The sequence below is a fragment of the Pannonibacter carbonis genome (assembly GCF_003012935.1).
Classification (GTDB): Bacteria; Pseudomonadota; Alphaproteobacteria; order Rhizobiales; family Stappiaceae; genus Pannonibacter; species Pannonibacter carbonis.
This window is the reverse complement of record NZ_PUDR01000006.1, coordinates 207,418-230,903: the sequence shown is the minus strand read 5'-3', so window position 1 is coordinate 230,903 and position 23,486 is coordinate 207,418. Positions and strand designations below refer to the sequence as shown.

General features: G+C 63.0%; 18 protein-coding genes. 8 read left to right on the top strand and 10 right to left on the bottom strand.

Features of this window, described 5'->3' with window-relative positions:
* Positions 1 to 43 precede the first annotated feature (43 nt).
* The gene (locus tag C8348_RS10730; protein ID WP_106753317.1) at positions 44 to 2,875 is read left to right on the top strand and encodes a valine--tRNA ligase; all 2,832 of its coding nucleotides are present in this window, start codon (positions 44 to 46) and stop codon (positions 2,873 to 2,875) included.
* 140 nt (positions 2,876 to 3,015) lie between these two features.
* A complete protein-coding gene (locus C8348_RS10725) occupies positions 3,016 to 3,546 on the top strand; it encodes a DUF2155 domain-containing protein (protein WP_425270816.1) in 531 nt (176 codons plus the stop codon).
* Between the two features lie 243 nt (positions 3,547 to 3,789).
* Here C8348_RS10725 and aat read toward each other — a convergent pair whose 3' ends face one another.
* The 6 genes from aat to C8348_RS10695 all read right to left on the bottom strand — a co-directional run bounded on the left by aat (position 3,790) and on the right by C8348_RS10695 (position 9,181).
* Positions 3,790 to 4,488 carry a leucyl/phenylalanyl-tRNA--protein transferase gene (gene aat, locus C8348_RS10720; RefSeq protein WP_106753315.1) on the bottom strand — a complete coding sequence of 233 codons (699 nt, stop codon included), beginning with the start codon at positions 4,486 to 4,488 and terminating at the stop codon, positions 3,790 to 3,792.
* A 28-nt stretch (positions 4,489 to 4,516) separates the two neighbouring features.
* Entirely contained in the window at positions 4,517 to 5,863 is a 1,347-nt protein-coding gene (accC, locus tag C8348_RS10715; protein WP_106753314.1) for an acetyl-CoA carboxylase biotin carboxylase subunit, read from the bottom strand.
* 11 nt (positions 5,864 to 5,874) lie between these two features.
* Positions 5,875 to 6,345, bottom strand: a complete 471-nt coding sequence (gene accB, locus C8348_RS10710) for an acetyl-CoA carboxylase biotin carboxyl carrier protein (RefSeq protein ID WP_106753313.1) — start codon at positions 6,343 to 6,345, stop codon at positions 5,875 to 5,877.
* A 24-nt stretch (positions 6,346 to 6,369) separates the two neighbouring features.
* On the bottom strand, positions 6,370 to 6,810 hold the full coding sequence (gene aroQ, locus C8348_RS10705; RefSeq protein ID WP_106753312.1) for a type II 3-dehydroquinate dehydratase: 441 nt from the start codon (positions 6,808 to 6,810) through the stop codon (positions 6,370 to 6,372).
* 125 nt (positions 6,811 to 6,935) lie between these two features.
* Complete coding sequence (locus C8348_RS10700) at positions 6,936 to 7,694, bottom strand: DsbA family protein (protein ID WP_106753311.1); 759 nt, start codon at positions 7,692 to 7,694, stop codon at positions 6,936 to 6,938.
* A gap of 53 nt (positions 7,695 to 7,747) precedes the next feature.
* Positions 7,748 to 9,181, bottom strand: a complete 1,434-nt coding sequence (locus tag C8348_RS10695) for a M48 family metalloprotease (RefSeq protein ID WP_244293982.1) — start codon at positions 9,179 to 9,181, stop codon at positions 7,748 to 7,750.
* 308 nt (positions 9,182 to 9,489) lie between these two features.
* Here C8348_RS10695 and C8348_RS10690 point away from each other — a divergent pair, with 308 nt between their 5' ends.
* Positions 9,490 to 10,605: an aminotransferase class I/II-fold pyridoxal phosphate-dependent enzyme gene (locus C8348_RS10690; RefSeq protein WP_106753310.1), complete on the top strand. Its 1,116-nt coding sequence runs from the start codon at positions 9,490 to 9,492 to the stop codon at positions 10,603 to 10,605.
* A gap of 59 nt (positions 10,606 to 10,664) precedes the next feature.
* Entirely contained in the window at positions 10,665 to 11,477 is an 813-nt protein-coding gene (locus tag C8348_RS10685; RefSeq protein WP_106753309.1) for a hypothetical protein, read from the top strand.
* A 79-nt stretch (positions 11,478 to 11,556) separates the two neighbouring features.
* Here the strand turns inward: C8348_RS10685 and C8348_RS10680 are convergent, their stop codons facing one another.
* Entirely contained in the window at positions 11,557 to 14,256 is a 2,700-nt protein-coding gene (locus tag C8348_RS10680) for an Rne/Rng family ribonuclease (RefSeq protein ID WP_106753308.1), read from the bottom strand.
* A gap of 779 nt (positions 14,257 to 15,035) precedes the next feature.
* Here C8348_RS10680 and C8348_RS10675 point away from each other — a divergent pair.
* From C8348_RS10675 to C8348_RS22525, 4 genes are all read left to right on the top strand, one after another.
* The gene (locus C8348_RS10675) at positions 15,036 to 16,346 is read left to right on the top strand and encodes an N-acetylmuramoyl-L-alanine amidase (RefSeq protein ID WP_244293979.1); all 1,311 of its coding nucleotides are present in this window, start codon (positions 15,036 to 15,038) and stop codon (positions 16,344 to 16,346) included.
* 169 nt (positions 16,347 to 16,515) lie between these two features.
* Positions 16,516 to 18,957, top strand: coding sequence for a penicillin-binding protein 1A (locus C8348_RS10670; RefSeq protein WP_106753307.1), 2,442 nt, complete (start codon positions 16,516 to 16,518; stop codon positions 18,955 to 18,957).
* 125 nt (positions 18,958 to 19,082) lie between these two features.
* Positions 19,083 to 20,217 (top strand): peptide chain release factor 2 gene (prfB, locus tag C8348_RS10665; RefSeq protein WP_106753306.1). Its coding sequence is split into 2 segments (ribosomal slippage): positions 19,083 to 19,151 and positions 19,153 to 20,217, totalling 1,134 coding nucleotides; the frame shifts between segments, so codons are not numbered across the junction.
* A 24-nt stretch (positions 20,218 to 20,241) separates the two neighbouring features.
* Positions 20,242 to 20,373: a hypothetical protein gene (locus C8348_RS22525; RefSeq protein WP_279629386.1), complete on the top strand. Its 132-nt coding sequence runs from the start codon at positions 20,242 to 20,244 to the stop codon at positions 20,371 to 20,373.
* A 130-nt stretch (positions 20,374 to 20,503) separates the two neighbouring features.
* Here C8348_RS22525 and C8348_RS10660 read toward each other — a convergent pair whose 3' ends face one another.
* The 3 genes from C8348_RS10660 to bcp form a co-directional block, all read right to left on the bottom strand.
* A complete protein-coding gene (locus C8348_RS10660) occupies positions 20,504 to 21,838 on the bottom strand; it encodes a M23 family metallopeptidase (RefSeq protein WP_157950419.1) in 1,335 nt (444 codons plus the stop codon).
* Positions 21,839 to 21,952: 114 nt separating this feature from the next.
* On the bottom strand, positions 21,953 to 22,789 hold the full coding sequence (locus C8348_RS10655; protein WP_106753304.1) for a ferritin-like domain-containing protein: 837 nt from the start codon (positions 22,787 to 22,789) through the stop codon (positions 21,953 to 21,955).
* Positions 22,790 to 22,821: 32 nt separating this feature from the next.
* Entirely contained in the window at positions 22,822 to 23,289 is a 468-nt protein-coding gene (bcp, locus tag C8348_RS10650) for a thioredoxin-dependent thiol peroxidase (protein ID WP_106753303.1), read from the bottom strand.
* Positions 23,290 to 23,486: the final 197 nt, after the last annotated feature.

The window sequence follows — 23,486 nt, the reverse complement described above, 5'->3', positions numbered from 1 at the left end:
CGATTTACACGGGATCACATATCCTCGAGCTTCGAGTAGTTTCATGCTGGACAAGACCTATGACGCGGCAAGCGTCGAGCCGCGTATCACCGACATGTGGGAACAGGCAGGAGCCTCGCGCGCCGGTGCCGGCGCCGATGCGGGTGCACCGTCCTACACCATCGTGATCCCGCCACCGAATGTCACCGGTTCCCTGCACATGGGCCATGCGCTCAACAACACGCTGCAGGACATTCTGGTCCGGTTTGAACGCATGCGCGGCAAGGATGTGCTGTGGCAGCCAGGCATGGACCATGCCGGCATCGCCACGCAGATGGTCGTCGAGCGCCAGTTGATGGAACGACAGGAGCCGGGCCGCCGCGACATGGGCCGCGATGCCTTTGTCCAGCGCATCTGGGACTGGAAGGCCGAATCTGGCGGCATGATTTTCAATCAGCTGAAGCGCCTTGGCGCTTCCTGTGACTGGAGCCGCGAGCGCTTCACCATGGACGAGGGCCTCTCCGCCGCCGTCCTGGAAGTGTTCGTCTCGCTCTACAAGGACAATCTGATCTACAAGGACAAGCGGCTCGTCAACTGGGACCCGAAGCTGCTGACCGCGATTTCGGACCTGGAAGTCGTGCAGCAGGACGTCAAGGGCAACCTCTGGCACTTCCGCTATCCACTGGAGGGCGGGGCGACCTATCAGGCGCCGATTGCCTTCGACGACGAGGGCAATCCGACCGAGTTCGAGACCCGTGACTATATCGTCGTCGCCACCACGCGTCCGGAAACCATGCTGGGTGACACGGCTGTTGCCGTGAACCCGGAAGATCCGCGCTACAAGGACCTGATCGGCAAGCATGTCATCCTGCCGCTCGTCGGCCGGCGCATCCCGATCGTCGGCGACGACTACGCCGACCCGACCGCTGGCTCCGGCGCGGTGAAGATCACCCCGGCGCATGACTTCAACGACTTCGAAGTCGGCAAGCGTCACAATCTGGCGATGATCTCGATCCTCGACCGCGAGGCCTCGGTCGTCCTCAAGGACAATCCAGAGTTCCTCGAAGGCGTTGCCACCTCGGCCATGCTTGACGAGACGATTGCGGCCTTCCACGGCCAGGACCGCTTCGTCGTCCGCAAGGCGCTGGTTGCCCGCATGGAAGAGCTGGGCCTCCTCGACAAGATCGACGATCACCCGCACATGGTGCCGCATGGAGACCGCGGCGGCGTGCCGATCGAGCCGATGCTGACCGACCAGTGGTATGTCGATGCAGCAACGCTCGCCAAGCCGGCGATTGCCTCCGTCCGCGAAGGCCGCACAAAGTTCGTTCCCTCGAACTGGGACAAGACCTATTACGAGTGGATGGAGAACATCCAGCCCTGGTGCGTCTCGCGCCAGCTGTGGTGGGGACATCAGATTCCGGCCTGGTATGGGCCGGACGGCAAGGTCTTCGTCGAGATGTCGGAAGCCGAGGCACTTGCCGCCGCCAGCGCTTTCTACGGCAAGCCGGTCGAGGTGACAGACACCGAAGCGGCCATTGCCTCCTGGGAAGCCGGGGCAGGAGACAAGGTCCTCATGCACCGCGACGAGGACGTGCTCGACACTTGGTTCTCCTCCGCTCTGTGGCCCTTCTCCACGCTCGGCTGGCCGGACAAGACACCGGAGCTCGCCCGCTACTTCCCGACGTCGGTCCTCATCACCGGCTTCGACATCATCTTCTTCTGGGTCGCCCGCATGATGATGATGTCGCTGCATTTCATGAAGACCGAGCCGTTCGAGACCGTCTACATCCATGCCCTCGTCCGTGACGAGAAGGGGCAGAAGATGTCGAAGTCGAAGGGCAACGTCATCGATCCGCTGCAGCTGATCGACGAATTCGGTGCCGATGCGCTGCGCTTCACGCTGGCTGCCATGGCGGCGCAGGGGCGCGACATCAAGCTGGCGACGAGCCGGGTCGGCGGCTATCGCAACTTCGCCACCAAGCTCTGGAACGCGGCCCGCTTCGCCGAGATGAACGGCTGCAAGCGCGTCGCCGGCTTTGATCCCGCCCGTACCAGCCACACACTCAACCGCTGGATCGCGACAGAGGTCGGCCGCTGTGCTGAAGAGGTCACGGCAGCACTCGAAGGCTACCGCTTCAACGACGCAGCCAACACGGTCTACCGTTTCGTCTGGAACACTTATTGTGACTGGTTCCTGGAACTGGCCAAGCCTGTGTTCAACGGCGATGATGAAGCGGCAAAAGTGGAAACGCGGGCCACGGCTGCCTGGACGCTGGACGAGATCCTCAAGATCCTGCACCCCTTCATGCCCTTCCTGACCGAAGAGCTGTGGGAGCGTCTTGGCGAGGAGACGGGCAAGCCCGAGCAGATCCTGATGTTGACCCGTTGGCCGGCTCCGGCTCTGGCCGACACGGTTGCTGCAGACGAGATCAACTGGCTGGTCGGCCTGATCAGCGAGATCCGGTCGGTCCGCTCCGAGATGAATGTACCGGCAGGTGCGCAGGTTCCGATCGTTGTCGTCGGCGCCGATGCTGTTAGCCAAGGCCGCCTGGCGACCCATGACGGCGCCATCCAGCGGCTTGCCCGGGCAAACAGCCTGACCCAGGCAGATGAATTGCCGAAGGGCGCAGCGCAGATCATATATGGCGAGGCAACGATCTGCCTGCCGCTGGCAGGCGTCATTGACCTGGCCGCGGAGCAGGCGCGCCTGAACAAGGAACTGGCCAAGGTCACCGACGAGATCGGTCGCATCGAGAAGAAGCTGTCGAACCCGGCCTTCATCGAAAAGGCGAAAGAAGAAGTGGTCGAGGGAGAACGCGAGAAACTCGTCGAACTCACTGCCCGCAAGGTCCAGACAGAACTGGCCCTGAGCCGTCTGGCGCAGATTGGCTGACAAAACCGGGGCCTCGCACTCTGCGGGGCTCCGACTGCTTTGCTGGCCTTTTCGGGGCCGCAATCGGGTGTTAATTGCCCTGTTGGTTTCGTGCAGCAATTTCATTGCCGAAGGATGTCATGCGGCTTTCTATCAGGATGATGCAGATCGGGTTGGGCCTTGCCGTTCTGGCGGGCCCGTGTCTGTCGCCGGCCCTTGCCGACAAGATCGAGAACCCGGTTGCAGTGTTCGCCGGTCTTGACAAGATCACCGGACGGATCACCAGCTTCGATGTCTATATCGGAGAGACGGTGCAGTTCGGTGCGCTGCAGGTCACCCCGCGCGTCTGCAACACCCGGCCGCAGACGGAAAACCCGCAGACGACATCCTTTGTCCAGGTCGATGAGATCACGCTGAACAACGAGGTCCGGCGAATCTTTTCTGGCTGGATGTTCGCGGCCAGCCCGGGCCTGCATGCGGTTGAACACCCGGTCTATGACGTCTGGCTGACAGACTGCAGCCAGACCTCGACGGTCGCTCCGCCCGAAGGTTACTCCGGCCCGCCGGTTCAGGTGGTGGAGGAGAGCGCTGATACGCTGGGCGCTGGAGCCCCGGTTGCCCCCGATGCAGCAGCCGCGCCGCTGGATGCTGTTGCGGTGCCCGTGCCCCGGCCCAAGCCGCCGCTGTTCTGAGCAGGGCGGCCTGCGCTCATCAAATCTCTGACACGCCCTCTGTCGTCATCCCGGCCAAGCGAAGCGCCGAGCCGGGACCGGTGAGCAGCGGTATCGATAGTTCCATGAGCAAATACCGGCGAGGCTTAGGCTTTCCGGTCCCGGATCTTCGCTGTGCTGCGTCCGGGATGAGTCGGAGAGGGCGAGCTATGCGATCAGGACCGCCGGCTTTCGCCTCTCACCCTATCCTGATTGACGCCTCGATCAGGCCGTGACTGGAGCCTCTGAGCAACGGTCCAGGATATCCATGACCATCGCGCCTGTCGCAGCGGCAGGGAGGGCGGTGTAGTTGCCTTCATGCGGCAGCGCGGCCTGCAGCAGGATCTCGTAGTCCTGCTTGTCGACCTCGACCGCACCAAAGCGGGCGAGGTGCTCGGTGACAAACTGCGTGTCGAGCAAACGATAACCACCGGCCATGAGCCGGGCGGCAAGGTGCACGAGCGCAACCTTCGAGGCATCGCGCTCGAAGGAAAACATGCTTTCCCCGAAGAATGCGCCGCCCAGGCTGATGCCATAGAGCCCGCCGACCAGTTTGCCCTCGCGCCAGGCTTCCACCGTGTGGCAATGGCCAAGGTCGAAGAGGTCGCCGTAGAGGCGGCGGATTTCGCTATTGATCCAGGTCTTGCGCCGGCCCGGCGCCGGCGTGGCGCAGCCGTCAATGACGCCCTGGAACGTGCTGTCGATGCGGATCTCGAACAGATCGGCGCGGACGGTGCGGGCGAGACGCCGGGGCACATGAAACGTCTCGAGCGGCAGGAGACCCCGCCGCTCGGGTTCGACCCAGAACAGGTCCGGATCCTCGGCAGACTCTGCCATCGGGAAGATGCCGCAGGCATAGGCGCGGAGCACCAGCTGCGGCGTGATCTCGGGCAGGTCGCCGTTCTTGTTCTTGCGCTTTGCCATGACCGTTTCCGGGGCCTCAGGCCCCCGTTCAGGCCTTGTCTTCCGCCAGGTACTTCTCCAGCCAGTGGATGTCATACTGGCCGTTGGCGATGTCCTGGTTGTCGACGAGGTCGCGGAACAACGGGATCGTCGTCAGCACGCCGTCCACGACAAACTCGTCGAGGCAGCGGCGCAGGCGCATCATGCATTCGACGCGGTTGCGGCCATGCACGATGAGCTTGCCGATGAGGCTGTCGTAATAGGGCGGGATCTTGTAGCCCTGATAGACGCCGGAATCGACGCGTACGCCAAGGCCACCGGGCGGATGGTAGTAGGTGATCATGCCGGGAGAGGGCGCGAAGGTGCGCGGGTTCTCGGCATTGATGCGGCATTCGATGGCATGGCCTTCGAACAGGATATCTTCCTGGCGCAGGCCAAGTGTGCCGCCGGCGGCAATGCGGATCTGCTCGTTGACGAGGTCGATGCCGGTGATCATTTCCGTCACCGGATGCTCCACCTGCAGACGGGTGTTCATCTCGATGAAGTAGAACTCGCCGTCCTCGTAGAGGAACTCGACCGTGCCGACACCGCGATACTTCAGCTTGCGCATGGCATCGGCGACGATCTCGCCGATCTGGGAACGCTGCTCGGCGTTCAGGCACGGGGAGGGCGCTTCTTCCAGCACCTTCTGGTGACGGCGCTGCAGCGAGCAGTCCCGTTCGCCCAGATGGATGGCATTGCCCTGCCCATCGCCAAGGACCTGGATCTCGATATGGCGCGGCTTGGCGAGATACTTTTCCATGTAGAGCGCATCATCGCCAAACGCAGCCTTGGCCTCGGCGCGGGCCGTTGCCAGCGCGTTGTCGAGGTCATCTGCGGTGAGGGCGACCTTCATGCCGCGGCCACCACCACCGGCAGCAGCCTTCACGAGCACCGGGAAACCGATCTCGCGGGCGATGGCGTGGGCGTCGTCCTTGGGACCGACGGCGCCATCAGACCCGGGCACCACCGGAATGCCGAGGCGCTTGGCAGTCTGCTTGGCCTCGATCTTGTCACCCATGATGCGGATATGGTCCGACGTCGGGCCAATGAAGGTGATGTTGTGCGCTTCGAGGATCTCGGCAAAGCGGGCGTTTTCCGACAGGAATCCGTAGCCGGGGTGTACCGCATCCGCGCCGGTGATCTCGCAGGCAGCGAGCAGCGAGGGGATGTTGAGGTAGCTGTCGCGCGCCGGGGCCGGACCGATGCAGACGCTCTCGTCGGCAAGGCGCACATGCATCGCGTCGGCATCCGCCGTCGAATGTACCGCAACGGTGGAGATGCCGAGCTCCTTGCAGGCGCGAAGCACCCGGAGGGCAATCTCGCCGCGGTTGGCGATCAGGATCTTGGTGAACATGAGGTCGCCCCTTATTCGATGATGAAGAGCGGCTCGCCGTATTCAACCGGCTGCGCGTCCTTGACGAGGACCTGCTTCAGCACGCCGCTGCGCGGAGCCGGGATCTGGTTCATGGTCTTCATGGCCTCGACGATCAGCACCGTCTGGCCCTCGTTGACGCGCTCGCCGACTTCGACATAGGCCCGTGCACCGGGCTCCGGCGAGAGATAGGCCGTGCCAACCATCGGCGAGGGAACGACGCCGGGATGCTTGGCCGGATCCGAAACTTCGACCACTGCTGCGACCGGAACTGCGGAGGCAGCTGCCGCGACTGGGGCCGGGGCGGCATAGGTCGGGACAGAGGCCTCGATGCGCAGCTGGCGCGCGACCCGGATGCGGAAATCCTTCTGCTCCAGCTCGATTTCGGACAGGTTGGTCTCATCGAGGAGAAGAGCCAGCTCACGGATGAGATTCTTGTCGAAACCGTTGTTTTCTTTGGTCATCACGGAGTTCTTTCGGTTCTGGCGTCAAGCGCCGATCTTGTGTGCCAGGGCCTCGATCGCCAGGTCATAGCCCTTGGCGCCAAAGCCGCAGATCACGCCCAGGGCGACCGGCGACACATAGGAATGGTGCCGGAACGCCTCACGGGCGAAGACATTGGACAGATGCACTTCCACCGTCGGAATGGCCGCCGTGCGGATCGCATCGTGCAGGGCCACCGAGGTGTGGGTATAGGCCGCCGGATTGATGATGAGGCCGCGCGCGATGTCGCCTGCCTCCTGAATCCAGTCGACCAGGGTGCCTTCGCTGTTGGACTGGCGGAAGACGATGTCGAAGCCATGGCGCGCGCCAGTCGCACGGCACTGGGCCTCGATATCCGCAAGTGTGGTCCGGCCATAGGTCTCCGGCTCGCGCGTGCCGAGCCGGTTGAGATTGGGGCCGTTCAGAATGAACAGGGTTGCGGGCATTCCGTCTCCAGGGCCGCGAAGTCCGCTCTCTTATAGGGACTTGCAGGCGTCAGGAAAAGCCCAGATCAGGGGGCATGACCTTCATGCCCCCAGGAAGTGTAACGACAAGATGAATGGCGTCTGGGTCAGCAGCTTGATTGACCGCATTTGCGGACCGAGGCAATCGCCGTTTTCAAGCTGTCGTAGCCGACGGCGCCGGGAATGACCTCCGAGCCGACCACATAGGCGGGTGTGCCGGACAGGCCGAGCTGGTTGGCAAGGCCATAGACCTCCTCCAGCGTGGCCAGGATCTCGTCGGAGCGGATGGCCGCTTCAAGGTCCTTGACGGGAACGCCGGCGTCCTTGGCCAGCTCCAGGGCGACAGACCGGTCTGCCTTGCCGCGATTGCTCATCAGGGCAGAATGGAACACGCCGTATTTGTCCGGAGCAACTGCGTTCACGGCGATGGCAACCTGCGCGGCCTCGATGGATGCCTGGCCGAGCACAGGGAACTCCTTCAGCACAACCCGCAGGTTCGGGTCTTCCTCGATCAGCCGCTCCATGTCGGACATGGCGCGCTTGCAGTAGCCGCAGTTGTAGTCGAAGAACTCGACCAAGGTGACATCGCCCTTCGGGTTGCCCAGAACCACCTGCCGGGTGGAGTTGAACAGGATGCCGGAGCTGTCGCTCACCAGCTTCGCGGTCGCAGCTTCAGCCTCAGCCTTTTCGCGGCGATCCAGTTCGACCAGGGCATCGCGGACAATCTCTGGATTGTTGAGGAGATACTCCTTCACAATCGCTTCGACAGCAGCCTTGTCCAGCGGCTTGTCATTGGCCTCGGCAGGCAGCAACGGAAGGGTGAGGAGCATCAAGGTGCCAAGAGCGGCAGAAAGCAGGCGGTTCATCGTCGTCTCCGGCGGGACCCGACAGCCGGGTCCGTAGTTTTCAGGGGCGAACATCACCGCCCGAGCTTGGGGGGCTTATACGCGACAATATCATCGGCTTGCAGCCATGCGGGTGAACCGCGCTTCAAATTCTTTTGAGCCCGGGCGGCATAGCGTCGCGCGCCCTCCAAGTCGCCGGACATTGACAGACCCTGCGCGGTGGCAACATCCGCCTCGGCCTGCTTGCCCTGGCGTCCGAGGGCAATGGCGAGCTGGCTGTAAGCAATGCCGGAATTCGGATCGCGCTGGATCCCGGCCCGCAGCACTCGCTCGGCCTCCGGTAGCAGCGACATGTCATTCGCGCCCACGAGAGCATAGCCAAGCCAGATATGAAACTGGCCTTCGTTCGGGCGCAGGGCAAGCGCGCGCTGGAACGAAGGGATTGCCTCGCGCGGGCTGCCTGATTCGAGCAGGGTCTGGCCTTTGAGCTCATGGAAATACGGATTGTCCGGCTGCTGCCGGATCAGCGCGTCGATCTCCTTCAATGCCCCCTTGCCACGCGACTTCATCGCAGCAATGGCGCGGGCATACTGTGCCGGCAGGCTGGTGTTTGAACTGGAATAGGCACGGGCCACAGCATTGGGATGGCTGGAGAAGGCAATCAACTTGGCCCGTACCATGTCATGCCGGGCCTGGAGGGCTGGCGGTGCAGGCGTGTCAAAAAACTTGCTCTTGGCCGCAGCCTCCGCAAGCGCCGCATACCGCTCGCGGGCCATCGGATGGCTGAGGGCGTAAGGGTCGGCATATTTCGAGGCGACGAGTTGCTGGTCGGCGAAGCGCTCGAAAGTCTTCAGCATGCCCTTTGCGGACTGCCCGGTCATCTCGAGATACCGAAGCGCGGCCTTGTCGGCGGCGGCTTCCTCGCCGCGCTGATAGGCCAGCAGCGAGCGCTGACCGATGCTGCCGGCGCTCAGCGCCATGGCAGCGCCCCGGCCATCGATGCCGCCGGCCCCCTGGGACGCACCGGCGACGACTGCGCCGGCGCCCAGAACCGTGCCGATTACGGACATTATCTGCGCATTGGCCAGAGCCTCGCGCAGGCGCACCAGATGGCGGCCGGCGATGTGACCGGATTCATGCGCGATCACTCCGATCACTTCGCCGGGCGTTTCAGCATCCATGATGACGCCGATGTTGATGAACATGCGCCGGGCATCCGGAACGAAGGCGTTGAAGTCCTTGTCATTGACCAGAATGATCTCGACCTGCCCCTGTGCGATGCCAGCTGCCTTGAAGATCGGACGGGCATAGTCGCGCAGCAGTTCTTCGGTTTCCGCGTCGCGCACCAGCGGGATCTTGCGTCCCTGAGCCTTGGCACTCGCCATAGGGCCGGAGAAGGCAAGGGAGAAGGCTAGGGCACAGGCAAGCGCAAGCGCCAGAAAACGGCGGCAGGGCGCCCAGGTCCCGGGGGGGCGACGATCGGTCGGCTGCAGTGTCTTGTCGCTCACGGGCACGCGCACCTCTGGTCTCGTTGTCAACCGGAACAGACTTCGGCGATCGGGCGACACCCGCTCCGTCTGGGGAATGCTGCCTGAAAAGGTAGGCAGGACCGTCCGGCAGGTCAACCTCACCCCGACATGCCTACTCAACCCATGGAATGAGGCGACAGCGCGACAATGATGGAGTAGGGAAGCGGCCGGGGTCCGCGTTGCGGCGGACTTGCCCCTGATGCCGATGCCCAAGTTCGTGGAGTATTTCCGTGTCCTCGTCCCAGTTCGCCCCCTCCCGCCGCAGTTCTGTTCACCCTTTCATCGCGATGGACATCCTGGCAGCAGCCCGCAAGCTCGAGGCTGAAGGGCGCAGCATCATCCACATGGAAGTGGGGCAGCCCGGTGCACCGGCTCCGGCTCTGGTTCTGCAGGCTGCACGCCAGGCGCTGGAGAGCGGACGCCTTGGCTACACGGAAGCCGCCGGCATCCAGCCTCTGCGCAAGCGCATATCCAGGCATTACCTCGACACTTACGGTGTAGACGTGCCCGAGAACCGCGTCATGGTGACCACCGGTTCTTCGGCAGGTTTCAACCTCGCGTTTCTGGCAGCGTTTGATCCGGGCGACCGGATTGTCCTAACGGCACCGGGCTATCCGGCCTATCGCAATATCATCCGGGCTTTGGGGCTTGTGCCGGTCGAGATCGAGGTCGGGCCGGAAACCCGCTGGAGCCTGACCCCGGAGTTGATCGAGGCTGCCCGCGCAAATGGTCCGGTCAAGGGCGTCCTCGTTGCAAGTCCGGCCAATCCGACCGGGACCATGATGGCCCCTGAGGCCCTGGCGGATCTGGTGCGATATTGCGAGGAGGAAGGCATCTGGTTCATCTCCGACGAGATTTACCACGGGCTCGTCTACGAGGGGCAGCAGGCGACGGCACTGTCCACCTCCGACACCGTGATCCTGATCAACAGCTTCTCGAAATACTATTGCATGACCGGCTGGCGCATCGGCTGGATGATCCTGCCGGAATGCCTGATGCGTCCGGCCGAGCGCATTGCCCAGTCGCTCTACATCTCGCCGCCGGAACTGTCCCAGATCGCCGCCATGGCCGCTTTTGACGCGACAGCCGAGCTGGAACTGGTCAAGGCCGGCTATGCCGCCAACAGGGCCATGCTGCTCGATCGTCTCCCGCGCATCGGCTTCGACCGGCTGCTGCCCGTGGATGGGGCGTTTTACGTCTACGCGGACATCGGCGGTTTCTGTGACGATTCGCTCGGCTTTACCCGGGCCATGTTGACCGAGGCCGGCGTAGCGGCCACGCCTGGCGCGGATTTTGATCCGGTGCACGGTGCCAGTTTCATGCGGTTCTCCTTCGCCGGGGCGACAAGCGACATCGCAGAAGCGCTGGATCGTCTGGGCGTCTGGATGCAGCGGCGCGGCTGAACTCACGGATCGTCCTGTCCGGCGTCTCTCCCGGTGTGACCAACCTCCGGGAGATGCCAATGTCGTTCCAATTCTCCATCCTGAAACGTCTGATTATCGGGGCTGCCCTCGCGGCTGCGCAGGTTTCCGCAGCCCTTGCCGACAGTGCGGTGCTGATGACCTCGGCCATCTGCGACAACCCTCGGGATTCCATCGACAGCCAATGGTTCGCCCTGCATCACGGGGCAACGGATGTCTTTTTCATGCGGGAAGACACCGGTGCGGTCATTGCCATGAACGCGGCTGACGGGTTCGACACCTACACAGACATCTATGTTGTCTCGCATGGCAATGAAGACGATGTCGGGCCGTTCCCGAAGGCGGATTTTGCCGCGAACTTCCATGCGGCACATCCGAGCCGGCCGGACACGGTCTATTTCGACAGCTGCAATACGGCACTTGGCGCCGATACGGTGCTGGCGCTGACCAATGCCGCCTATGGCAATCTGGTTCCGGAGATCTTTGGGCCTGCAGGCCTTTGCAAGATTGTCGGCAACGGCAACCCAGACCTTGCCACGGCCGTCAGTCGCTATAACGCGGACCTGCTGCCGGAGAACCAGTTCGACGCGGTTGCCGGCAACATCATGGAGATCTGGCAGAATGGGGATTACGCGGGCACAGGCCAGCCCTGGGAAACGGCCTGCAGGCAGTTCGCTGATGATGCAGACATGGCCGGTCTCGAAGCGTTCCGGCTCGCGGTCCAGGCGACGTTTCTCAATGCGCCGGTCTATCCGATCGGCGAGAGCCACAACTACGGTCTGCTGATCCAGTGGAACACCGGAGGCGAGGAGTTCTTCCAATGCGGCACGGCCAATGGCGTTGCCTGTCCCTGAGAGGCAGGGCAAGGGGCTGAAATGAAAACACCTCCGGGAGCGATCCCGGAGGTGTTTTCAGTTTCAGGTGTCACGCGGCTCAGAAGAACGAGCGGCGCTGCCACCAGCCGGAACGCTTCGGCTTGTCATCGTCGCCGTCACCCTGGCCGTTGCCTTCGCTGGTCACGACCGGCGTCAGCGGGGCGCGGGGCCGGGCAGGGGCCTCGACAACCGGTTCGGCCGGAGCCGCGTCAGCAACCGGGGCCGCAGCGACAACCTCAGGCTCCGCAGCCTCTGCCTGGTCAGCGACCGTCTCGGCAGATGCCTCGCCGTCAGTGTCAGAGGTAGCTTCGGCCCTGTCGGACCCTTCAGCTTCCGCTACGGCCGGCGTTTCAACGTCCGCGGATGCGTCGGCTGCCGCACCATCCGTTGCAGCTACAACCGGCTCAGTTGCCCCTGCGAGGATCTCGACCTCGGCAGTCACGGCGCCCGGTTCGGTCGTCAATGCCCCGCTCACGTCAGTTGCTTCCGATGCATCGGAGGTGTCCTGATCGGCGGCCGGGGTATCGGACGCATCGGCATTGTCGTTCAGCGCCTGAACTTCGCCGTCCTCGGATCCCTCGTCGTCCAGACCGCCTTCGCGATCGCCATTGCGGCGGCCACGGCGACCGCCACGTCGGCCCCGGCGCCGCTTGCGCTTGGTTTCGCCATCGGCACCAATGGCCGACTGTTCGTCGCCATTGTCATCCCCGTCGCTGTCCTCGTCGCCGTCCTGGTCGTCGGAAGTCTCCGAGTCGCCTGCGGCCCGGGGGGCGGAGCGGGTATCATCCTGTTCGCCGGCCTGGCCGGCTTCAGGGCTGCGCCGGCGCTTGCGGCGGCGGCGGCGGCGGTTGCGTTCACCCTCGCTTTCGTTGTCACCGTCCTCGGCAGCCTTCGGGCCACGGGACCGCTTGGCATCAGGCGTGGCGACCTCTTCCTCGTCGTCCTCTTCTTCGTCCTCGATCTCCTCGACGATGTCATCCATCTCATCGATGGTGATCGTGTGCGGCTGGACCATCGGCGGGGGCGGCAGGGGAATGCGTTCGCGGTCGATCAGGGTCGAGCGCTCCAGCACATAATGCTGGCCATGGCCGATGTCCTCTGCCAGGACGCTGATCTCGAGGCCGAAGCGGGCCTCCAGATCGCCCAGATGCTTGCGCTTCTGGTTGAGGATGTAGAGGGCTACCGAGGCATTGGTGCGCACGATGATGTTGTGCGTTACGCCCTTCAGCAGGAAGTCTTCCAGCGACCGCAGCACATGCAGGGCAACCGACTCCACGGAGCGGATCATGCCGGTGCCATGGCAATGCGGGCAGACGGTGGTCGAGCTTTCCAAAACACCGGTGCGGATGCGCTGACGCGACATTTCCAGCAGGCCGAAGTGCGAGATGCGGCCGACCTGGATGCGGGCGCGATCGTTCTTCAGGCAATCCTTGAGCTTGCGCTCGACGGACCGGTTGTTCTTGTTCTCCTCCATGTCGATGAAGTCGATGACGATGAGGCCGGCCAGATCGCGCAGGCGCAACTGGCGGGTGATCTCTTCGGCGGCTTCAAGGTTGGTCTGGAGGGCGGTGTCCTCGATGTTGTGCTCGCGCGTTGACTTGCCCGAGTTGACGTCGATGGAGACCAGCGCTTCGGTCTGGTTGATGACGATGTAGCCGCCCGAGCGCAGGGTGACCTGCGGCGAGAACATCGCGTCCAGCTGCGGCTCGACGCCGAAGCGGGTGAAGATCGGAGTCGCATCGCGGTAGGGCTGGACGTTCTTGGCATGGCTCGGCATGAGCATGCGCATGAAGTCCTTGGCCTCGCGGTAGCCGTCTTCGCCTGCAACGAGAACCTCGTCGATGTCCTTGTTGTAGAGATCGCGGATCGAGCGCTTGATCAGGCTGCCTTCCTCATAGACGAGGCAGGGCGCCGACGACTTCAGCGTCAGGTCGCGAACGTTCTCCCACAGGCGCATCAGATATTCGAAGTCGCGCTTGATCTCGGCCTTGGTGCGGCTGGCGCCTGCGGTGCGCAGGATGACGCCCATGCCCTCCGGCACGTCCAGCTCCGAGGCGATCTTCTTCAGGCGCTTGCGGTCGGTCAGCTGGGTGATCTTGCGGGAAATGCCGCCACCGCGACCGGTGTTGGGCATCAGCACGGAGTAGCGGCCGGCGAGCGACAGATAGGTGGTGAGGGCCGCGCCCTTGTTGCCACGCTCTTCCTTGACGACCTGGACCAGCAGCACCTGGCGGCGCTTGATCACTTCCTGGATCTTGTACTGCCGGCGCTGGCGCTGACGGCGTTCCGGCACCTCTTCCATGGCGTCCTCGGCGCCGACGGATTCAACGTGATCCGCGTCGTCATCGCCGTGGCTGTCGTGGCCGTTCTCGCTGTCGCCGTTGGCTTCGCTGTCGCCTTCTTCGTCGGAATGATCGTCCTCGCCCCGGCGGGCCTGGGCAGCGCGCTCAGCCGCCTCGCGGCGTTCGTCCTCGGCGCGTTCGTCGTCGATCAGCGCCTGCCGGTCAGCCATCGGGATCTGGTAATAATCCGGGTGGATTTCGCTGAAGGCGAGAAAGCCGTGGCGATTGCCGCCATATTCCACAAAGGCGGCCTGCAGGGACGGTTCGACACGCGTCACTTTGGCCAGATAGATGTTTCCGCGTAACTGCTTGCGATTAGCCGCCTCGAAGTCGAATTCTTCAACCCGATTGCCACGGACCACGACGACCCGGGTCTCTTCCGGGTGCGCCGCGTCGATCAGCATCTTGTTTGCCATAGACTGGGATCTCCACGATCACCGATCCCTCTGGGCGCGGCGAACGCGCTCCATCTCTGAGGGCACGGCTGATCGTTTTCTTGTCGCTTGATGTGAAGATGAAAAAGGCGGGCCTGCGCGCGCTGATACCTGCGGACCGGCGGGCCCTGAAGGGATGATCCGCCGTTTGTCTTGTCCCCGCCTGCATCGCGAAAATCGTCAAGGCAGTGCCTGCCGTCGTTGAACTGGTGTTACGCTATGAGGCCTGGTGCGCCGGCCCTTGCCTTTGCACCCTGTCTCTGATGATCCGGATCCGGGCCGCACTCCCGGCAAGCAACCACGTCAAAAAGGCGGGCATTCCCGTGAAGCCTGCAACACGCTGCCGGTTGTTTCGCCATCCGGTCGGGCCGCAGAAGGCGGGGATGATTTGGCCTCTCCCCCTGCCGTGCGTCCGGTCAAACCTGCGATGACATGTGGAAAGCCATGCTGTTCCATCTGTCTAACCGGTATCGGTTGCAAACCGAAATCCGTAAAGTCCCTTTTACGGTCCGTTGCGCGCCTTGGCAAGCAATGGAAATGGTGGAGGTGCGCTTGCATCGAACGATGTCAAGCGTTAGCGAAAGGTTAACCTGAGAAGGGCAGCCTTGTCGGGCAATCAATCCGGCGAACTGGCGAAAGTTTGTGTCTGTGGATGCCGGTCTTCGCTTGTGGTGCCGCAAGGGCAGAAACGGCTGGAAACCGGCCATCGCGAGGCTTCAAAAGCCGCCGCTGGCCTGTTGGCAGAGTTGGAGCTTCACGGAATGTATCGCCGCCGCCGCCCGCTGACACATCCAGAAGTGTCCGTGCCGCGTCCGTTCGCCGGGCGGTACGGCGCATTTGCAATGATGTTTGCCGCCTTGCTGTTTACACTTGCTTTTTCTCCCCAGCCGGTTGATGCGGCCTCCCAACCGGTTGCAGCAGCGACCGATGCGCGAATCGCCGGGGACGAAACGCGGACGCGGTTCGTTCTTGACCTTGATGCGCCGATCGCATTTTCCGTCTCAAAGCTGGCCGATCCCTACCGCCTGATCATCGATCTGCCGGCGATGGACTTCCGCCTGCCGCCGCGCGCCGGGGAAGAGGGGCGAGGCCTGATCAAGGCCTGGCGCTACGGCTCCTTTGCTCCGGGCAAGTCCCGCATCGTGCTGGATGTCGGCGAGCCGGTCGAACTCGACAAGAGTTTCGTGCTTCCGGCTGTCGAGGATCAGCCGGCGCGGCTGGTTCTGGATCTGGTCAAGTCGGACCGTGCGGCATTCCTTGCCGCTGTAGAGGCGACGCGCCAGCCGGCTGCCGGCGCTGATCCCGTTGCGGCCCCGAAAGGTGATCGTCTCGATACGGGCGCCAAGACGAAACCCGTGATCGTACTGGATGCCGGGCATGGTGGCCTCGACACCGGGGCTGTTGGCGTCCATGGGACGCTGGAGAAGGCGGTTGTGCTCGAGTTCACCCGGGAGTTGCAACGCAAGCTCGAGGCGACTGGCCGTTACACAATCCATATGACACGCGACAGCGACACGTTCGTTCCCCTGCGCAAGCGCGTGACCATCGGCCGCGAAAAGAACGCTGACCTGTTCATTTCCGTTCACGCCGATTCTGTGCGCAGCGGCAAGGACATTGTCCGTGGTGCGACCGTCTATACCCTTTCCGACCGGGCTTCGGACGACATTGCTGCGCAGATTGCCGAGTCTGAAAACCTGTCGGACGTCATCGCAGGCGTGGAACTCAGCGCCGAACCGGCAGAGGTCACGGATATTCTCATCGACCTTGCCCGGCGTGAGACAAAGGTGTTCTCGATCCACTTTGCCCGCACCCTGGTCGAGGAACTGAAGAGCGCGGTCAAGCTGATCAACAATCCGCACCGCTCGGCCGGCTTCCTTGTGCTGAAGGCCCATGATGTGCCGTCGGTGCTGATCGAACTCGGATATCTGTCGAATGAGCATGACGAGAAGCTGCTGATCTCTCCAGAATGGCGGGAACGGACCGCCACAGCCGTGGCCGAGGCGGTCGACGCGTTCTTCCAGCCGCGGTTTGCGATGGAAAAGCCGGCCGCAGCGCAGGCCACAGCGCAATAGGCGTGCATCTGCAAGATGATGTGCCGGTGATGCCTCAGCATCGCCATATTGCTCAAGGACTAAGGAGCGTAGGGTCGCGCCCGCACCGAAAACCGGTGCCGCTCCGTCACGAGTGTGTTAGGTGGGGCGCCTGATGACCTGAGGCCTGGATTTAGGGCGAGCCGGACGCATGAAGTTTCTGATCAAGTTTTTCGGGTATCTGTTTGGCATCGGCGCCGTTCTTGCGCTGCTGGTGGCCGCCGGTGTCTGGGTCTATCTCGACAACCTTTCCACGGATCTGCCGGACTACACTGCGCTCAAGAATTACGAGCCGCCGGTGATGACCCGCGTTCATGCGTCCGATGGCAGCCTGATGGCCGAATATGCCAAGCAGCGACGCATGTTTCTGCCGATCCAGGCAATCCCGGATTTGCTGAAGCAGGCTTATATCTCCTCAGAAGACAAGAATTTTTACAGCCACGTTGGCATTGACCCGGAGGGGATTGCCCGCGCCACTGTCCGTTTTGTCCAGAACTACGGCTCAGGCCGCCGCCCGGAAGGTGCCTCGACCATCACCCAGCAGGTCGCCAAGAACTTCCTTCTGACCAACGAAGTGTCGATCGATCGCAAGATCAAGGAAGCGATCCTGTCGCTGCGCATCGAGCAGGCTTATACCAAGGACGAGATCCTCGAGCTGTACCTGAACGAGATCTATCTCGGGCTTGGTGCCTATGGCGTCGCGGCGGCCTCGCTGGTCTATTTCGACAAGTCCGTGCATGAACTGACGCTGGACGAGGTCGCCTATCTTGCTGCCCTGCCGAAAGCACCGAACAACTATCATCCGTTCCGAGGCCGCGAACGCGCCATCGAACGCCGCAACTGGGTGATCGACCGCATGGTCGAGAACGGCTACGTATTGGCTGCCGATGGGGAGAGCGCCAAGGCGCGCCCGCTGGAAGTCACCCCGCGCGAAACCGGCTCCCAGCTAGTTTTCGGTGAGTATTTCACCGAGGAAGTCCGGCGTGAGGTCGCCAATATCTATGGCGAGAACAGCCTCTATGAGGGCGGCCTGTCGGTTCGCTCGACGCTGGATCCCAAGATGCAGATGATGGCTCGCAAGGCGCTGATGGATGGTCTGCTTGACTTTGACCAGAAGCGCGGCAGCTGGCGTGGTCCGGTTGCGGAGCTTGCGCTGAGTGCAGATTGGGGCGTCGATCTTGGCAAGGTCGAGGCCCTGTCCGACCTGCCGGAATGGCGCCTGGCCGTCGTTCTTTCGGTCGGTAAGGACGAGGCGGATGTCGGTCTGCAGCCGGGGCGCCTTGTCAGCGGCCAGCTCGCTCCCGACCGCCAGACCGCGACGCTGAAACTCGCCGACATGAAATGGGCAAGGGTCAACAGCCGCGCACCGGCTGCCGTCAGCGATGTCCTGAAACAGGGCGATGTTGTCTATGTTGAGGCCGTGAAAGGCGAGTATCAGCTGCGCCAGGTTCCGAGAATATCGGGGGCGCTGGTGGCCATGGATCCGTTTACCGGCCGTGTCCAGGCGATGGTTGGCGGGTTCAGCTTTGCTCAGAGCGAGTTCAACCGGGCGACGCAGGCGATGCGTCAGCCGGGCTCCTCGTTCAAGCCGTTCCTCTATGCCGCCGCGCTCGACAATGGCTATACCCCGTCAAGCGTGGTGATGGATGCGCCGCTGGAACTGGCCGTTCCGGGGCAGGCTGTCTGGCGTCCGCAGAACTATGGCGGCAAGTTCTATGGTCCGTCGACCCTGCGTACGGGCATCGAGCTGTCGCGGAACCTGATGACCATCCGGCTTGCGCAGGACATGGGCATGCCACTGGTCGCCGAGTACTCCAAGCGCTTTGGCATCTATGACAATATGTTGCCGGTGCTGTCGATGTCGCTGGGGGCTGGCGAGACCACCGTGCTGCGCATGGTCACGGCCTATTCGATCCTCGCCAATGGCGGGCGCAAGATCACACCGACCCTGATCGACCGCATCCAGGATCGCTACGGGCGCACCATCTACAAGCATGACAGCCGCATCTGCGAAACCTGCTCCGACGCCGACTGGCGCGGCCAGGATGAGCCGGAACTCATCGACGAGCGCGAGCAGGTGCTCGACCCGATGACCGCCTATCAGATCACGTCGATGATGGAAGGCGTGGTCCAGCGCGGTACGGCGACCAGTGTCAAGGCACTCGGCCGTCCTGTCGCGGGCAAGACCGGCACCACGAACGAAGAGAAGGACGCCTGGTTCATCGGCTATACCCCGGACCTGGCGGTTGGCGTCTTCATCGGCTTTGACCAGCCCCGGCCGATGGGGCGTGGTGGCACGGGCGGTCAGGTGGCGGCCCCGATCTTCACCGAGTTCCTGTCCATGGCCCTCAAGGACAAGCCGGCGGTCGAGTTTCGCGTCCCGAAAGGCTTGCAGTTGATCCCGATCAATCGCCGCACAGGCTTGCGGGCAGTGGCAGGCGGGTCGGACACGATCCTCGAAGCCTTCAAGCCTGGCACCGCGCCGCCGGACACCTATTCCGTGATCGGCTTCCAGGATGAAATGGGCATTCCACGCACCGTTTCGCCGGAAGCGGGCGAGGCTGTGCTGACGGGAACCGGTGGCCTCTATTGATCGCCGAGACCGCAGTTTACACGGGCGCCCTGCGCAGTTAGGTTCACGCCCCAATGTTCCGGCCCGTCCCAAAGGCGGGCCGGTGCTCATTCAACCCTTCCGGCAACCCCGTAGCGAGGTATCCGATGCGCGCCGAAATGGAAGCCGTCGTCGACGAGATCAAGCAGGCCCTCAGCCTGCTGAGGAGGCATCTTTGACTGGGATCAGGCCCTTGTCCGGCTGGACGAACTGAACGCCCTCTCAGAAGATCCAAGCCTCTGGAATGACCCCTCCAAAGCTCAGAAGCTGATGCGCGAACGCCAGCAGCTCGAGGACGGCATCACCGGCGTTCGCCGGCTTGAGGGCGAACTTGCCGACAACATCGAATTGATCGAAATGGGCACCGACGAGGGTGACAAGTCGGTCGTCGAGGAGGCCGAGGCCGCCATGCGCAGCCTGAAGGCCGAGGTCAACAAGCTGCAGCTTGCCTCGCTGCTGTCCGGCGAAGCCGATGGCAACGACACCTATCTGGAAATCAACTCCGGCGCCGGTGGCACGGAGAGCCAGGACTGGGCGTCGATGCTGCTGCGCATGTACCGCCGCTGGGCGGAAAAGCGCGGCTACAAGGTCGAGTTGCTCGAATATCATGACGGCGAAGAAGCCGGCATCAAGTCTGCCACGCTGCTGATCAAGGGCGAGAACGCCTATGGCTGGCTCAAGACCGAGTCTGGCGTGCACCGCCTGGTGCGCATCTCGCCCTATGACAGTCAGGCCCGCCGCCACACGTCCTTTGCCAGCGCCTGGGTCTATCCGGTGATCGATGATTCGATTGACATTGAAGTCAATGAAAGCGACTGCCGCATCGACACCTATCGTGCCTCTGGTGCCGGTGGCCAGCACGTCAACACGACCGACTCGGCCGTCCGCATCACGCATATTCCGACCGGCATTGTCGTGCAGTGCCAGAACGACCGCTCGCAGCACAAGAACCGGGCCACTGCATGGTCGATGCTGAAGGCGCGTATGTATGAGGCGGAACTGCAGAAGCGCGAGGAAGCGGCCAACTCCGAAGCGGCCTCCAAGACGGCAATCGGCTGGGGGCATCAGATCCGTTCCTACGTTCTGCAGCCCTACCAGTTGGTCAAGGACTTGCGCACAGGCGTGGAAAGCACTGCGCCGAGTGATGTGCTGGACGGTGACGTCGACGTCTTCATGGAGGCAGCGCTCGCCCAGCGTGTCTACGGCAAGGACGAGGGAACCGAGATTCGCGACGTCGAGTAAGTCCGCGCGAATCAGGTCCTAGACATGACAGAAGCCGCCCGGGCAACCGGGCGGCTGTGGTTGATGACAAACCTCGACCTCTCCGAAGTCATCCCGGCCAAGCGCAGCGCCGAGCCGGGACCGGAGAGTTCAGGCCTCTATAATTCAATGAGTTAAGCCCGGAAAGACCTTTGCTCTCCGGTCCCGGATCTCCGCTTCGCTGCGTTCGGGATGACCATAGAGGGTTTGTCAGCAGTCTGAGCCGCCCAGGCAACCGGGCGGCTTTTTGAATATCAGACTTTGGACGTCAACGTTGCAGAAGGGCTGCGAGCCGGTCGCCGGCGATGACAAAGTTCGAGGGATCAAGCGGGGTTGCACCACGCCGCAGCTCGTAATGCAGATGCGGACCAGTTGACCGCCCGGTGCTGCCGACACGGCCCACCATCTCGCCTGCAAGGATCTCCTCGCCCTCGCTGACCATGATCCGGCTCATATGCGCATAGCGGGTGAGATAACCGCCGGGATGTTCGATCTCGACCATGTTGCCATAACCGCCCTGGTACGAGGCGGTGACCACGCGTCCAGCGCCGGCAGCGCGAATGGCCGTGCCATAGTCAGCCTTGAAGTCGATGCCGGTGTGCATGGCCAGCGTGCCGAGGAACGGATCCAGCCGGGGGCCGAAATCGCTGGAGACCTCGACATTGCGGATCGGCCGGGCAAGCGGCAGGCGCCGGGCCGTTCCACGCAACACGTCATAGGCTGCAATTGCCCGTTCGGCACGCCGCAGCCGATCGTCAAAATTTGTCGCCAGTGGTACGAATGGGCCGCCGACAGCTTCTGGCGCAAGGTCTTTCAGGTCGAGGCCGAGCGGCTGCAGAGTTGCCGCAAGCGTGCGAATGTTGCGTTCTGCATTGAAGGCAAGGGCATCAAGGGCCCGTTCGCTTTCAAAGTTCATCTGATCCAGTGTTGCGCCAAGCCCAAGGAGGTCATCGGCGCGTGCCTGCGGGGCGACGGCCGATGGACCCGAACCGGTTGCCGGGGCAGCGGCATCGTCGGCGCCGACATCGGACGAAGACCCGCGCAGCCCAAGCGAGGGGAGGGGGCCTGAGGGCAGCGGCGCAGGCTCGCCGCCAATGGCTTGGCCGTCGCCGGTTGGCAGGAAGGACAGGGCGCTGGAGGGCAGCGACGGCTTTTCGGCCGGAACCGGGGTGGCAAGCCCAGCTGTCAGCCCGGTGGCTGCGGCCTTGTCCAGGACGGCGCGAACACGGGCATGCTTGTCGGAGAGGCTGTTCTGCCGCTCGATCAGCGAATCGACCATTGTTTCAACCGACCGCCGCTCGAACACCTGCGAGCTGGCCAGCCGGTCGATCTCGGCCCGCAGGTAGGCAATGCGGTTCTCGTAGGACGCCTCGATCTGGTACCGCTCGCTCGCCCGGGCTGCAAGAATATCATCGCGCCAGAAAAGATAAGCCGTGGCGGACAGATAGCCGAGTGCAAAGACCCCGACACACCCAACAACAGAGCCAAGAACCCAAGGGCGGAACGTGAAGGTCCGGCTTCGGTCACCTGTGGTTATGGTGACATGGTGCAGGGACTTACGTTTTCCGAAGCCATGGCGGGAACTGGCTGTGGTGTCGGACATGTCGCTTGCCGTCATCCTCAAGGCAAGCTTCATGCCTGCCACTTGAGGTGATTAGAAAGCGGTAAGGTTAACAAAGCCCTTGCGGATTGACGAAACGGAAGCGCCCGGCCAGCCTCATCCGACGAGCTTCGCCAGTGGCCGGTAAAACCCGGGCGTCAGGCCGGCTTCGGATCGGGCGCGATCGTTGAAGGGCGGCTTCAAGGGGCCGCGAAAATGGGTCCGGACCAGTTCGTGGAATTTCGGTTCTGGCCGTTCACCGGTGCGGTCGCACAGGAACCGGAACCATTTCGCCCCGAACGCCACGTGATTCTTTTCGTCGCGGTAGATGACGCCCATCACCCGGGCGGTGGCATGGTCGCCGAGGGCCTCTGCCTTGGCGATCATCGGTGGCGTGATGTCGAGGCCGCGTGCCTCGAGCACCAGCGGAATGATCGCAAGCCGGGCCGCGAGATCGCGTCCTGTCGCCTGCGCGGCTTGCCACAGTCCGTCATGGGCCGGAAGGGCGCCATAGAACGAACCAAGCTCCGCCAGCCGGTCTTCCAGCATCGAGAAGTGCTTGGCTTCCTCCAGCCCCACCCGCACCCAATCATCATAGTAGGACCGCGGCAGGCGCGTGTCGGCAAAGCGGCCAATCAGGTCCCAGGTCAGGTCGACCGCATTCAGTTCGATATGGGCAAGGGAGTGCAGAAGTGCGATCCTGCCCGCTTCCCCTCCGAGCGCCCGCTTGGGCATGTCGCGTGGCGCCAGCAGAACCGGGTGCTCCGGCCGCCCGGGCCGGTCTGGCATCGGCCCGCTGAGCGACGGACTGCCGAGAGCCATCCGCCGGGAAAACCAGGCTTTTGCCGTGTCATAGGCGAGGCGGACCTTCTCGGCCGTGTCGGCGGTGCTGACGATGGCATTGGCGCGGGCAACGAGCGTGTCCGCGCGATCGGTTTCTGTGGACAGGGACATAAGGGTGGGGAACCGGAGACGGAGGGAAGGGCTCAGAGTGACTTGACGGTCTGCAGGACAGCCTCTGCGTGGCCAGGAACCTTTACCTTGCGCCAGATTGCGGCGATCTTGCCATCCGGCCCGATCAGGAAGGTACTGCGTTCTACGCCCATGTATTTTTTGCCGTACATGGCCTTTTCCACCCAGACGCCGAAGGCTTCACAGATGGCATTGGCGGGATCCGACGCGAGATCGACCGTCAGATCGTGCTTGGCCTTGAACCGGGCATTCTTCTTGGCCTCATCGGGAGAAATGCCGATTACTTCCGCGCCGGCAGCAGTGAACTCCCCCTTCATCTGGCTGAAGGCAATGCATTCCTGCGTACAGGCCGGCGTGTCGGCCTTGGGGTAGAAATAAAGGACAACGGACTTGCCCTGGAGCGAGGACAAGGACACGGACCGGTCCTCGCCGAGGGTGAGGTCGATCGTCGGGGCGGTGTCGCCAATCTGCAATTCGCTCATGCTGCCTTCCTTCCGTCATACTGCACCGGTTTATCCGGCACCTAAAAGGTCCGACCGGCCTCTGCGACAGAGGTTCCGGTTTTTGGCCGGGCTGAATTATCATAGTTTGCAAGCCGACTCGATCATTGGCCAAACTGCAAAAGGACAAAACGCGCTGACACAGCCCCAGCTCCAGACCACGTCGGACCTGCCAGCCA

Excerpts from the sequence above, each read along its gene's own strand:
- C8348_RS10675 (WP_244293979.1), top strand. The coding sequence starts at position 15,036 with ATGTATCGCCGCCGCCGCCCGCTGACACATCCAGAAGTGTCCGTGCCG.
- C8348_RS10670 (WP_106753307.1), top strand. The coding sequence starts at position 16,516 with ATGAAGTTTCTGATCAAGTTTTTCGGGTATCTGTTTGGCATCGGCGCC.
- bcp (WP_106753303.1), bottom strand. The coding sequence starts at position 23,289 with ATGAGCGAATTGCAGATTGGCGACACCGCCCCGACGATCGACCTCACC.
- C8348_RS10685 (WP_106753309.1), top strand. The coding sequence starts at position 10,665 with ATGTCGTTCCAATTCTCCATCCTGAAACGTCTGATTATCGGGGCTGCC.
- accC (WP_106753314.1), bottom strand. The coding sequence starts at position 5,863 with ATGTTCACCAAGATCCTGATCGCCAACCGCGGCGAGATTGCCCTCCGG.
- C8348_RS22525 (WP_279629386.1), top strand. The coding sequence starts at position 20,242 with ATGACAGAAGCCGCCCGGGCAACCGGGCGGCTGTGGTTGATGACAAAC.
- C8348_RS10730 (WP_106753317.1), top strand. The coding sequence starts at position 44 with ATGCTGGACAAGACCTATGACGCGGCAAGCGTCGAGCCGCGTATCACC.
- C8348_RS10660 (WP_157950419.1), bottom strand. The coding sequence starts at position 21,838 with ATGTCCGACACCACAGCCAGTTCCCGCCATGGCTTCGGAAAACGTAAG.
- C8348_RS10655 (WP_106753304.1), bottom strand. The coding sequence starts at position 22,789 with ATGTCCCTGTCCACAGAAACCGATCGCGCGGACACGCTCGTTGCCCGC.
- C8348_RS10680 (WP_106753308.1), bottom strand. The coding sequence starts at position 14,256 with ATGGCAAACAAGATGCTGATCGACGCGGCGCACCCGGAAGAGACCCGG.
- C8348_RS10700 (WP_106753311.1), bottom strand. The coding sequence starts at position 7,694 with ATGAACCGCCTGCTTTCTGCCGCTCTTGGCACCTTGATGCTCCTCACC.
- aroQ (WP_106753312.1), bottom strand. The coding sequence starts at position 6,810 with ATGCCCGCAACCCTGTTCATTCTGAACGGCCCCAATCTCAACCGGCTC.
- C8348_RS10725 (WP_425270816.1), top strand. The coding sequence starts at position 3,016 with ATGCAGATCGGGTTGGGCCTTGCCGTTCTGGCGGGCCCGTGTCTGTCG.
- C8348_RS10690 (WP_106753310.1), top strand. The coding sequence starts at position 9,490 with ATGGACATCCTGGCAGCAGCCCGCAAGCTCGAGGCTGAAGGGCGCAGC.
- accB (WP_106753313.1), bottom strand. The coding sequence starts at position 6,345 with ATGACCAAAGAAAACAACGGTTTCGACAAGAATCTCATCCGTGAGCTG.
- aat (WP_106753315.1), bottom strand. The coding sequence starts at position 4,488 with ATGGCAAAGCGCAAGAACAAGAACGGCGACCTGCCCGAGATCACGCCG.